At 68.6% G+C, this 12,927-nt stretch carries 8 protein-coding genes; 5 read left to right on the top strand and 3 right to left on the bottom strand.

What is annotated here, in order from left to right; all coding sequences use genetic code 11:
* Nucleotides 1-2,980: sugar-binding domain-containing protein (locus tag DMC18_RS03505; RefSeq protein ID WP_199232537.1), on the top strand; the 2,980-nt coding region annotated here is incomplete at its 5' end.
* Entirely contained in the window at nt 2,977-3,702 is a 726-nt protein-coding gene (locus DMC18_RS03510) for an SGNH/GDSL hydrolase family protein (protein WP_110119763.1), read from the top strand. The genes DMC18_RS03505 and DMC18_RS03510, both read left to right, overlap by 4 nt.
* Here the strand turns inward: DMC18_RS03510 and DMC18_RS03515 are convergent.
* Together DMC18_RS03515 and DMC18_RS03520 are read right to left on the bottom strand one after the other, a co-directional pair.
* Entirely contained in the window at nt 3,699-4,007 is a 309-nt protein-coding gene (locus DMC18_RS03515) for a DUF1244 domain-containing protein (RefSeq protein ID WP_110119764.1), read from the bottom strand. The genes DMC18_RS03510 and DMC18_RS03515 overlap by 4 nt on opposite strands.
* An 8-nt stretch (nt 4,008-4,015) precedes the next feature.
* The gene (locus tag DMC18_RS03520; protein WP_110132694.1) at nt 4,016-5,227 is read right to left on the bottom strand and encodes an ROK family transcriptional regulator; all 1,212 of its coding nucleotides are present in this window, start codon (nt 5,225-5,227) and stop codon (nt 4,016-4,018) included.
* Between the two features lie 189 nt (nt 5,228-5,416).
* Here DMC18_RS03520 and DMC18_RS03525 point away from each other — a divergent pair, with 189 nt between their 5' ends.
* Nucleotides 5,417-6,406 carry a cellulase family glycosylhydrolase gene (locus DMC18_RS03525; RefSeq protein ID WP_199228443.1) on the top strand — a complete coding sequence of 330 codons (990 nt, stop codon included), beginning with the start codon at nt 5,417-5,419 and terminating at the stop codon, nt 6,404-6,406.
* A 207-nt stretch (nt 6,407-6,613) separates the two neighbouring features.
* On the opposite strand, the gene DMC18_RS03530 is transcribed toward DMC18_RS03525, so the two are convergent.
* Nucleotides 6,614-7,630 (bottom strand): cupin-like domain-containing protein, encoded by a 1,017-nt coding sequence (locus DMC18_RS03530; protein ID WP_110119766.1) that lies wholly within the window; start codon nt 7,628-7,630, stop codon nt 6,614-6,616.
* 340 nt (nt 7,631-7,970) lie between these two features.
* Here DMC18_RS03530 and DMC18_RS03535 point away from each other — a divergent pair, with 340 nt between their 5' ends.
* Entirely contained in the window at nt 7,971-11,318 is a 3,348-nt protein-coding gene (locus DMC18_RS03535) for a TonB-dependent receptor (protein WP_158285850.1), read from the top strand.
* Nucleotides 11,319-11,428: 110 nt separating this feature from the next.
* Nucleotides 11,429-12,927: tryptophan halogenase family protein (locus tag DMC18_RS03540; RefSeq protein WP_110132695.1), on the top strand; the 1,499-nt coding region annotated here is incomplete at its 3' end.

The following is a 12,927-nucleotide window of genomic DNA, read 5'->3' on the forward strand; positions in this document are numbered from 1 at the left end:
CGCCGCCACGCCCGCCGTCGTCGCCCTCGCTCCGCGCAAGGCCGCCGGCTTCGCGCCCTTCGCCGGCCAGGTGGCGGGCTTCCGCGCCGAGGCTCGCGCCTTGTCGGGCGATGAGGTGAAGGCGCTGGCCGCCGCCTGGCCCGATCCGCTGACCGTGTTCGAGACCGGCAGCCCGACCTGGCCTGTCCAGGTGCGCCAGATGTACGGCCAGGTCAGCCCGCAGGAGGCCTGGACCCGGCCCCAGGGCAAGGGCGCGATCTCGGCCCCCGTCGCCAAGCCCGCCTATGCCGGTCCGGCCCTGGTCGAGGCCGGCCCCGGCGCCTGGACCCTGAAGCGCTGGAGCCTGGTTGAGGCGCCCAAGGTCGCCGAGGGCGGCGAGGCGATCACCTCGCCTGGCTTCGACGCCAAGGCCTGGTACGCCGCGACCGTGCCCGGCACGGTCCTGACCACCCTGGTCGATCGCGGCGTCTATCCCGACCCCGACTACGGCCTCAACAACACCGCCATTCCCGAGACGCTGAACAAGCAGGCCTACTGGTACCGCACCAGCTTCGACGCGCCCGCCGCCACGGCTGGCAAGCGTCCGCGCCTGACCTTCAAGGGCGTGAACTACGCCGCCGAGGTGTGGCTTAACGGCGAAAAGCTCGGCGACATGAAGGGCGCCTTCGTACGCGGCCGCTTCGACGTGGCCGGCAAGCTTAAGCCGACCGGCAACGTGCTGGCCGTCAAGGTCTCGCCGCCGACCCATCCGGGCCTGGCGCACGAGGAATCCCTGACCGCCGGGGTCGGCGAGAACGGCGGCATGATGGCCTTGGACGGCCCGACCTTCGTGGCCAGCGAGGGCTGGGACTGGATCCCCAGCGTCCGCGACCGCAACACCGGCCTTTGGCAGGACGTGATGCTGGAAATCTCCGGCGACGCGCGGCTGGGCGATCCGCAGGTGGTCACGACCTTGCCTAAAGCCGACAACAGCCTGGCCGAGATCGAGATCGTCGCCCCGGTCGAGAACCTGTCCGACCGTCCGGTCCGGGCCACGGTGACGGCCGCCTTCGACGGCGTCGGGGTCAGCAAGACCGTGACTGTCGCGCCCGGCGCCTCCACCGTCCGCCTGACCCCCGCCGAGTTTCCGCAACTGGCCGTCGCCAATCCGAAACTCTGGTGGCCCAACGGTTATGGCGACCAGGCTCTCCATGACCTGACCCTGACCGCCACGGTCGACGGCCAGGCCTCGGACGAGAAGCGGCTGCGGTTCGGCATCCGCCAGATCACCTACGAACTGTCGCTGATGAACCCGTCCGGCCACCTGCGCCGCGTCGAGGTGGACTTCAGCAAGGCCCGGCAGCTTGGCCAGGACGTCACCGACGGCTCCCACGAGGGCATCCGCAAGGTGGTCGACGGCTGGGCGACTTCGCTGACCGCCCAGGGCGATACGTCCGAAGCCGTCAAGGACGTGCCCGAGACGGGCCTCGCCCCGTACCTCGTGCTGAAGGTCAACGGCGTGAAGATCGCCGCGCGGGGCGGCAACTGGGGCACGGACGACTGGCGCAAGCGCATCGAGCGCGAGCGCCTGGAACCCTATTTCCGCCTGCACAAGGAAGCCGGCCTCAACACCATCCGCAACTGGGTGGGTCAGAACACCGAAGAACCGTTCTACGACCTGGCCGACGAGTACGGCCTCTTGGTGCTCAACGATTTCTGGGCCTCGACCCAGGACTACCAGCTTGAACCGCAGGACGTGCCGCTGTTCCTCGACAACGCCGCCGACGTCATCGCGCGCTATCGCAACCACCCCTCGATCGCCCTGTGGTTCGGCCGCAACGAGGGCGTGCCTCAGCCGATCCTCAACGAGGGGCTGGAAGCCCTGGTCCACGACCTGGACGGCACCCGCTGGTACACCGGCAGCTCCAATCGCGTGAACCTGCAGAACAGCGGTCCGTACAACTACCGTGAACCCGAGACCTATTTCAGCGACCACGCCAAGGGCTTCTCGGTCGAGGTCGGCACGCCGTCGTTCCCGACCCTGGAAGCCTTCCAGGCCGCCGTGCCCGCGCCCGACCGCTGGCCGATCAGCGACACGTGGGCCTATCACGACTGGCATCCCACCGGGAACGGCGCGACCAGGACCTTCACCGACGCCATGGCCAGGAAGCTCGGGGCGCCGACCAGCCTCGAGGACTTCGAGCGCAAGGCCCAGCTGCTGAACTACGAGACCCACCGGGCGATGTTCGAGGGCATGAACCAGGAGCTCTGGACCAAGTCCTCGGGCCGCCTGCTGTGGATGACCCAACCCGCCTGGCCCTCGACCATGTGGCAGATCCTCAGCCACGACTACGACACCCACGGCGCCTTCTACGGAACCAAGGCGGCCTCCGAGCGCGTCCACGCCCAGATGAGCCTGGCTGACCACGCTCTGGCGGTGGTCAACAACACGACCGCGCCAGTGGCGGGCGCAAGCCTGCGGACCCGGGTGCTCGACCTGTCGGGCAAGGTGCTGAGCGACCGGACCGACGCGATCGACGCCGCCGCCAACGCCGTGACGTCCGGCCGGACGCTCGACCTAGGCCTCAAGGCCGGGGAGGCGGCCGTGGTGCGTCTCGACCTCACCGCCGCCGACGGCGCGGTGCTGTCGCGCAACCTCTACTGGATCGGCCAGGACGACGCCGGCGAGCGCCGGCTCGCCGACATGCCGGCCCAGCCGGTGACCCTGGCGGCCAAGGCAGGCAAGGCCGCGAACGGGGAGGGGCTGGTCGCCGTCACCCTGGCCAACACCGGCGCGGCTCCGGCCCTGAACGCCAAGCTGACCCTCGTGGACGCCAAGGGCGAGCGGATCCTGCCGGCCTACTATTCCGACAACTACGTCTCGCTGCTGCCGGGCGAGACCCGCACGGTCGAGATCCGCTTTCCGGCGAGCAAGACCAAGGGAGCCAAGGTCGCCCTGCGCGGCTGGAACGTGAAGCCCCGCGTGGAGACCGCCCGATGAACCGCCGCCTGCTGCTCGCCGCCGGTCTTGTCTTGCCGGGGCTGGCCCTGCCTGGCGTCGCCCTGGCCCAGACGCCGCCGAGCGAGGAGGAGGTCCGGCTCCACACCGACTGGCCCTGGCTGGCCCGCTACCGCGACGCCAACGTCGCCGACGCGGCTCTGCCGGCGCAGCGGCGGCGCTGCGTGTTCATCGGCGACTCGATCACCCAGGGCTGGAAGGACGCGCGGCCCAGCTTCTTCGAGGTCAACGGCTTCATCGGGCGCGGCATCGGCGGCCAGACGACGCCTCAGATGCTGCTGCGGTTCACGCCCGACGTCGTCGCGCTCGAGCCGGCGGCGGTGCACATCCTGGCCGGCACCAACGACATCGCCGGCAACACCGGTCCGTTCGACCCCGTCGCGACCCGCAACAACCTCTCGGCCATGGTCGCCCTGGCCAAGGCGGCGGGGATCCGGGTGATCCTCGGCGCGATCACCCCGGCGGCGACCTATCCCTGGAAGCCGGCCCTGCATCCCGACGTCGAGATTCCGCGCCTCAACGCCTGGATCCGGGCCTTGGCCGCCGAGCAGGGGTGCGTGTTCGCCGACTACACGACGGTGATGGACGACGGCCGCGCGGGCATGAAGCCGGGCCTGGCCTACGACCAGGTGCACCCGACGCAGGACGGTTATGCGGTGATGGAGCCCGTCGCCCTGGCGGCGGTGAAGGCGGCGCTGGGTTAGTCCTCGCCCCGCAGCTGCTTGTTCAGGGCCACGCTGGCCTCCATGCGGGCCAGTTGCTCGGGCGAGGCCGGCGCCTGGTGCCTGGCCTTCCACTCGGCCTGCGGCATGCCGTAGATCGCCTCGCGGGCCTGATCCTTGTCGAGCGCGCCTTCCGAGGCCTCGTGCACCCAGTCGGCCAGGCAGTTGCGGCAGAAGCCAGCCAGGCCCATCAGGTCGACGTTCTGGGCGTCGGTGCGCAGTTGCAGGTGCTCGACCAGCCGGCGGAAGGCGGCGGCGGCGAGGCGGTCGTCGATCTCTACGGACATCGGAACTCTCAGGTCTTCTGCAGGGCCGCGCGCGAGGGCAGCAGGCGCTCGATGATCGGCAGGATGGCCGCGCCCATGGCCGGGGCGTCGGCGGCCAGTGCCGCGCGCTGCACCGGGGCCAGGGACGGGACGCCGGGCACGGCGGCCAGCTTGGCGTTCAGGGCCTGCGCCAGGCGGTCGACCAGGGTCTCGGGCAGACGCCCGCCCACATAGACGGCCTGCGGGTTGATCAGGCAGCTGACCGACACCATCGGCCCGGTCAGCAGGTCGGCGGCCAGGTCGATCCAGGCCTCGACCATCGCCTGGCCCTCGGCCGGCAGGGTCTCCAGCTCGCCGGGGGCGGTGATGACGACGCCGTTGTTCTCCAGGAACTGGGCCAGGGCCGACAGCGACACCGCCTCTTGAAGGGTCGCCACGTCGATGCGCGGCGAAGTCACCGGCAGGAAGCCCAGCTCGCCGCTGCGCCCTTGCGCGCCACGGAAATACTCGCCCTCGACCACCAGTCCGCCGCCCAGGCCCGAGGTGACCAGCACGTAGAAGAAGCTCGGCGCGTTCATGCCGTGCCCGAAATGCAGCTCGCCCAGGGCCGCGGCGGCCGCGTCGTTCTCGACGGTGACCGGCAGGTCGTGGCGGCGCGACAGCAGTTCGCGTACGTCGGTGCTGTTCCAGGCCCCGTACTCGGCGGGACGGTGGGGCAGGTCCACGCGGGCCATGTCGTCGGGCATGGCCACGCCCACGCCGATGATCCGCTCGGCCTGCACGCCCTCGGTCTTGAGGAAGGCGTTCCAGTTGGTCTCGAAGAACTCGACCACGGCGTCCGGGCCGGCGAAGGCCACCTCGCAGGTCGAGCGCGCCCGCACCTGGCCGGCGAAGTCCAGCAGCAGGATGGTGACGTGGTCGCGGTCGATGTTGAGGCCGATCGAGAAGCAGCCGTCCGGATTGACCGCCAGGGTCATGGCCGGCTGGCCCCGTCCGCCGTGCAGCTTGCCGGCCTCCAGGATCAGGCCGTCGTCGAGCAGGCGCTTGGTGATGTTGGTGATGGCCGGCACCGTCAGGCCGGTCAGGGCGGCGATCTCGGGCTTGGTCTTGGCCCCGCCGATGCGGATCGACTGCAGGGTGACGCGCTGATTGTAGTCGCCGGCCCGCTCAAGATTCGTGCCCGACAGGCTGGGGCCGGCTTGCGAGGTCTTACGGGCGGGGCTTTTGGGCGACTGGCTCATCTGCGGTCTGGCTTAGCACCTGCGGGACGAATAACGAAACCGACTTGGTCGAGAAGGCGACATCAGGGGCGGCCGTCCAGGGGGCGACCATCCGGTGACGGCAATAAGCAAAGTCCCTTTCTTTTATCCCTTGCGCCGGCGAAGCGCCATCGTCACGGTCCGGCCCGATCAATCGGGGGAGACGATCGGGTGAGGGCGAGGATCGCGCGATGGGCGGGCGCCGGGGCGGCCGTGGCCTCGATCATGGCGGCGAGCCCGGCCCTGGCCGGCTTCTCGGTGCGCGACGGCAAGCTGGTCGACGCCTGCGGCGACGTGTTCCTGGCGCGCGGCGTCAATCTTCCCCACGCCTGGCGGCCCAAGGCTACGGGGAAAGCCATCGGCGAGTCGGCGGCGCTGGGCTCCAACACGGTGCGGGTGGTGCTTAGCGACGGGACGCGCTGGCGGCGCACCTCGCCTTCGACCGTCCGCCGGATCATCGCCAAGGCCAGGCGCGCAGGCCAGGTCGTCATTCTCGAGGTTCACGACACCACCGGCTATGGCCTGGAGCCCAAGGCCGCCCACATCGGCTCGGCCGTGGCCTATTGGGTGAGCCTGGCGCCCGTGCTGCGCGGCCAGGAGGACTACGTCCTGGTCAATATCGGCAACGAGCCGACGGCCGGAACCACAACCGGGGTCCAGTGGCTGGAGGCCCACCGCACGGCGGTGATCGCCCTGCGCGCGGCGGGCCTGCGCCACGCCCTGGTGATCGACGCCCACGACTACGGCCAGGACCGCTCGGGAACCATGCGCGACAAGGCCGCCGAGCTCTTCGCCGCCGACCCGCTGAAGGCCCTCGTCTTCGACGTCCACATGTACGAGGCCTATGGGACGGGCGAGGCGGTGCACAGCTACCTCCAGGCCTTCGCCGACGCCCGCCTGCCGCTGATCGTCGGCGAGTTCGGCCCCGACCATAGGGGCGAGCCGGTCGACGAGGAGGCGATCTTCCGCCTGTCGAACGCCATGGGCGTCGGCTATCTGGCCTGGTCGTGGTCGGGCAACGCTCCCGAGGTCGCCGACCTCGACCTCGTCGAACGCTTCGACGGCCGCCGGCTGACGCCCTGGGGCCAGCGGTTCTTCCACGGTCCGGGTGGTGTGGGCGAGACAGCGCGAAAGTCGCGGGTGTTCGCGGGCTGCCGCTAGGGGGCAGGGCCTCAGATCTGAAAATCATCGTCATCCCGGCCGAAGGACCGCTTAGCGGGCCGCAGAGCCGGGACCCAGGGGACCGGGCGCTGCTCCTGGGTTCGCCGCCCGGCGGTGGCCGTCGCACTGCGGCCGCCCCTGGGTCCCGGCTCTCCGCTGCGCTGCGGCCGGGATGACGACCTGAAGGATTGAAGGGGAGCTTGGACCCTAACCCTTCTTCCCCGCCGACTCCGCCAGCACGCGCGACAGGATGGTCAGCAGTTCGCGGCCGGCGATCTCGTCGAGGTCGCCCAGTATGCCGCGCGCCTCGACCGGCAGGTGGTCGGCCGCGTCGCCCTCGGTGCGGAAGACGTAGTGGTCGAACATCGCCTTCCAGGCCTGGCGGTGGGCCGGCGGCAGGCCGCGCAGGGTCAGCATGGCGTGCATGAAGGCGTCGCGCGGCGCGCCCCGGCCCTGGTTGTGGGCGGGCCACCAGTAGTTCACCAGCATGTTGACCGGATCGAGCGAGCGCACGTGGTGCCACCACAGGTACGGCACGTAGATGGCGTCGCCGGCTTCCAGCTCGACGGTCTGGGCCGCCTCCAGCGCCTGGGCGAAGCGGGGGAAGCGTTCCAGGTCCGGGTTCTCGAACTCCACCAGGCTGATGGTCGCTCCGGCCGGCGTGCGCTCGAACGGGCCGATATAGAGGTTCTCGACCTGATCGGGCGGGAACAGGGTGAAGCGGCGGCGGCCGGCGACGACGCAGGCGATGTTCTCGTATGGGTCGTTGTGGGCCGCCACGATGACCCGGTTGCCGATCCACACCCGCGGCTCGATCTCGGGACCCAGCAAGGGCAGGGGATTGGCCTCGGCGAAGCCGGGCAGGGCGTTCCAGGTCGGCACTGACTGGGCGGCCAGGGCCTCCTGCTCGCCGCTGGCGGCGTACTGGGCCAGGAACGAGAAGGTCTTGCCCAGCCGCGCCCGGCCGCTGCGGAAGTTCATGTCGAACAGGTCGTCGCCGTAGAACAGCCGGCCGCCGGCCTCGGCGGGGGCGAAGACCGTGCCGACCGTCTGGCCGGAATCGAAGCGCGACAGGTAGTCGAACAGGGCGACGTGGCCCTGGCGGCCGGCCTCGACCACCGGCCAGCGCGCGGCCAGGCCCCGGATGACGACCGGCTCGGCGGCGGCCGTCAGGGCCGCGAGCGCCTCCGGAGAGGCCGCGTTCGATTCGCGGATTTGTTTCACTGGCGAAGCCTCCCCCTCGAAGGTCGTCACCCTTCGGCGGGGCGTACGGAAGGCGGAATGTGTCTGTCAGGCAACAGCGGTTGGCAAGGCTCGCCGATTAAACAAAATAATTTTATAAAATGCTGGCGCGCGGACATTTGCTGCGGTTATGAAACGATAAGCGCCCGCGTCGAGACGGGCGCGACGGGAGGAAGCGCGACGCCGAGCATGCTTGGCCAAGGCTTCCCATACATCGGCGGCGAACGCCGTCATTGCCAGGACGCAAGCCCTGGAAACTTGAGGGGACGCGCCCACGGCGCGACCTGGGAGGGGACGAGCTATGAGAACTACGCGAATCCGCATGGCCGGATGGATGGGCGGCGCTTCGGTCGCGGTGCTGCTGAGCGCGGCGCCGGCCTTGGCGCAGGAGACGGTGTCGACCGCTCCGGCCGCATCCCAGGCCTCGCCTTCCGACACCGTCGAAGACAACGCTGTCGAGACCGTCATCGTCACCGGCCAGCGCGCGGCGCTGAAGTCGGCCCAGCAGATCAAGCGCGACGCCGACACGATCGTCGACTCCATCACCGCCAACGACATCGGCGCGTTCCCCGACAAGTCGGTCGCCGAAGCGCTGCAGCGCGTGCCCGGCATCACCGTCAACCGCTACGCCTCGACCAGCGACACCACCCACTTCTCGGCCGAGCCCTCGGGCGTCATCGTCCGCGGTCTGTCGCAGGTGCGTTCGGAGTTCAACGGTCGCGACACCTTCAGCGCCAACTCCTCGCGCGGCCTGTCCTGGGGCGACGTCTCGCCCGAACTGATGGGCGGCGTCGACACCTACAAGAACCAGACGGCCGAACTGATCGAAGGCGGCATCGCCGGCAGCATCAACCTGCGTACGCGTCTGCCTTTTGACAGCGCTGGCCGCACGATCGGTCTCACCACCTCGCTGAACTACGGCACCCTGTCCGAACAGCTGACGCCGGAAATCTCGGGCATCTACAGCAACCGCTGGGACACCGAGATCGGTGAGTTCGGCCTGATGGTGAACGGCTCGCATTCGGAGCTGAACACCATCTCCGAAAGCGCCCAATACGGCCGCATGGGGGTCTTCGAGGACACCGCCGCCTATGGCGCGGGCAAGAAGTACATCCCGTCGTGGTACCGCCTGGCCCACACCGAGTTCGACCGCACCCGCAACGGGATTTCGGCGGCCGGCCAGTGGCAGGACCACGATCACAAGTTCCTGGCCACCGTCCAGTACAACAAGTCCAGCTACGAGAACATCTGGAACGAGCGCTCCGTCCAGGGCAGCGCCTTCAGCCTCTATGCGAAGGACCCGCGGCTGGTGATCGGCACGGCCAGCGATTTGCTCAAGCCGGCGGCTGGCACCAAGTTCACCTTCGACGACGAGGGCAACTTCGAGAGCGGCATCATGACCTCGCCGCTCGGCTGGGTCGGCAACATCACCTCGGCCAGCCCCGACTGGGCCGGCTACCTGGTCGGCCAGACCTCGACCGGTCAGCCGATCATCGAACCCTGCTACGGCTGGACCAACCGGACAGACTGCGTGGCCGAGCAGCGCGGCGCGGAAATCTCGACGGACACCCGCTACAACTACAACAGGCAGTCCACCCAGGACCTGTCGTTCAATCTGAAGTGGGAGGCGACCGAGCGCCTGCGCTTCAACTTCGACGTCCAGAAGGTCGACGCCACCGTCCATAACTACGACGCCGACGTCGGCATGGTGGCCTATGGCGACATGCAGCTGGACGCCACCGGCGATCATCCGAAGATGACCATCCTGCCGGGCACCAACATCAACTACGCCGCGGGGGGCCTCGGCAACCCGAACGCCTGGCGCTTCAACAACGTCAACAACCACATCGAGGACAGTGAGGGCGAGCAACTGGCCCTGCGCTTCGACGTCAATTACGACCTGGGCGACGGCTGGCTGAACACCCTGAAGGTGGGCGCCCGCTACGCCGACCGCGAGCAGACCGTCCGCTGGAGCGCCTACAACTGGGGCGGCATCGCCAACGCCTGGGGCTGCGACAACAACGGCACGACCAGCACCGACTATCTCTGGTACAACGCCGACCGCACGTCGCCGGCCGCCAGCGTCAACGGCGACTGTAACGGCGACACCACCAGCTCGCCCAACACCGCCTTCAGTGGCTGGTCGCCGAACCTGACCGACGTGCGCAGCTTCAACAACATCTTCGACGGCAACGTCCTGAGCTCGGGCCTGCTGACCTTCACCAGCATGGACGTGGTCAAGGACCTGGCCGCGTTGCAGAAGGCGTTCGGCTACGCCAACACCGGCGTCGGCTCGTCGAAGTGGAACGCGGTCTGCTACCGCGCCGGCGAGACCAACTGCTACCTCCCCGAGGAAATCGCCGACGTCGAGGAAAAGACCCAGGCCGTCTACGCCATGCTGAAGTTCGGCGGCGGCGACCACACGGTGTTCGGCTTCCCGGTCAGCGGCAATCTCGGCGTCCGCTATGTCGAGACCAAGAACGCCAGCAACGGCGCGACGATCTACGCCGACATGTCGACGCTGACCTCGCAGACCTGCCTGCCCACCACGCCGCCGACCGATCCGATCACCGGCCTGCCGCTGAACATTCCCTACCTGCCCCAGACCATGGGCTGCTACGTCTCGGCCGACGACTTCAAGTTCGCCAGCGGCGGCGGCACGACGGGTTCGGCCAAGGCCAAGCACCACAACCTGCTGCCCAGCTTGAACGTCAAGTTCGATCTGAACGACGAGTGGCAGCTGCGCCTGGCGATTTCGCGGGCCATGTCGCGACCCGACATCGGCTACATGAAGAAGTACCTGAAGATCAGCGCCACGCTGCCGGACTCCGACAATCTCAACGATCCGCAGTGGATCAAGAATTCGGCGGGCGTGATAACCGGCGCCAACGTCATCTACACGGCCGACGCCTACAATCCGTACCTGAAGCCGATGACGGCCGACCAGATCGACATCAGCCTCGAGCACTACTTCTCGGAAGTCGGCTCGCTGACGGTCGCGCTCTTCTACAAGAAGTTCAACGACTACATCCAGTACGGCGGCTTCTATCAGGACGTCACCAACAACGGCGTGACCCGCTCGGTCTTCACCCGTGGCCCGATGAACGGCGACGGCGCCAAGATCCGCGGCGCGGAAGTGGCCTACCAGCGCTACTTCGACTTCCTGCCCGCGCCCTTCGACGGCCTGGGCGTCCAGGCCAACTTCACCTACCTGGAAAACAAGGGCGTCAAGAACCAGAACCTGACCAACGCCTCGGGCAGCGGCAGCTCCAACACCAGCGGCGGCGGCTTCTCGCAGTCGGGCGGCGCCATCCGGGTGGACAGCCTCGAGGGCCTCTCGAAGTACTCCTACAACGTCGTGGGCATGTACGAGAAAGGCCGCTGGGCCCTGCGCGCCGCCTACAACTGGCGCTCCAAGTACCTGCTGACGGCCATGGACTGCTGCCTGCTCTATCCGATCTGGCAGGACGACGCCGGCTATCTCGACGCCTCGATCCGTTACCGGGCCACCGACAACCTCGAGATCAGCCTGCAGGGCAGCAACCTGCTGAACACCGAGTCGGTGCTCAAGCAGCAGGTCACCGACGCCGACCTCGGCGGCCTGCTGAAGGACAACGCCTGGAACCGCACGGACCAGCGTTACCTGCTGACCTTCCGCTTCAAGTACTAGCGGCGATCAAGGAGGGGCGGGCCATCGGTCCGCCCCTTCGATTTTGCGAGACAAACGGCCTGGGGACGGCGAACTTCAGGGCCGGTTCCTGGGGAGGAAGTCCGTCGGTCATGGAAGCCAATACGCCTCTTGAGATCGTCATCGTCGGCGGCGGCACGGCCGGCTGGATGGTGGCGACCGCCCTGGTCAGCGGCCTGCGGCCGCATCAGGCCCGGGTGCGCCTGGTCGAGTCCGACGACATCGCCACCGTCGGGGTGGGCGAGGCCACTATCCCCGCCATGCGCGACTACAACCGCTTCGTCGGCATCGACGAGGTCGAGATGCTGCGGGCGACCAACGGCACCTTCAAGCTGGGCATCGAGTTCCTCGACTGGGGCTTCAAGGGCTCGAACTACCATCACCCCTTCGGTGTGCACGGCCAGTCGATCGGCGGCGCGGGCTTCCACCACCAGTGGAACCGGGCGCGGCTGGCGGGCCACGACTTCGACATCGAGGACTTCTCCTACGCCATCGCCGCTTCGCGCGCCGACCGCTTCGAGTTTCCCAACCCGAACCCCGAGGCGATCGATTCCACCTACAGCTACGCCTACCATTTCGACGCCAGCCTCTATGCCAAGTTCCTGCGCAAGGTGGCCGAGAGCCGGGGGCTCAAGCGTACCGAAGGCAAGGTCGTAGACGTCACGCTGGACGGCGCGAGCGGCGACGTCGCCTCGATCACCCTGGCCTCGGGCGAGGTGGTCAAGGGCGACTTCTTCGTCGACTGCACCGGCTTTCGCGGCCTGCTGATCGGCCAGACCCTGAACAGTCCGTTCGAGGACTGGACCCACTGGCTGCCCTGCGACCGGGCCTGGGCCGTGCCCTGCGCCCGCGCTGGCCGCTTCACGCCCTTCACCCGTTCGACCGCCCGCGAGGCCGGTTGGCAGTGGCGGATCCCGCTGCAGCACCGCACCGGCAACGGCTACGTCTATTCCAGCGCCCACATCAGCGACGACGAGGCCGCCGCCGTGCTGCTGGCCAATCTCGACGGCGAGGCGCTGGACGATCCACGCCAGGTGAAGTTCAAGGCCGGCCGCCGCACCGCCTCCTGGACCTGCAACGTCATGGCCGCCGGCCTGTCGAGCGGCTTCCTCGAACCCCTGGAGTCGACCAGCATCTACCTGATCCAGATCGCGGTCATGAACCTGCTCAAGCTCTTCCCCGGCAAGCGGGTCGAGCCGGCCCTGGTCGAGGACTTCAACCGCCGTGTCGACATGGAATACGACCGGGTGCGCGACTTCCTCATCCTGCACTACCACGCCAACACCCGCACCGACGGCACGCTGTGGAAGCAGTGCCGCGAGATGCCGATCCCCGACAGCCTGCGCGAGAAGCTGGAGCTGTTCCGCCATCGCGGCCATGCGCCCAACTACCGCGACGGCCTGTTCGCCATGCCCAGCTGGATCTCGGTGCTGCTGGGGCAGGGGGTGACGCCGCGGGGCTATGATCCGATGGCCGACAACGCGCCCCTGGCCCAGACCCTGGCCGAGCTGGAGCGCCAGCGCGCGGCCATTACTCGCCGCGTGCCCGCCATGCCCAGCCACGCCGAGTTCATCGACCGCCACTGCGCCAT

The organism is Caulobacter sp. D5 (assembly GCF_003185805.1).
Taxonomy (GTDB): domain Bacteria; phylum Pseudomonadota; class Alphaproteobacteria; order Caulobacterales; family Caulobacteraceae; genus Caulobacter.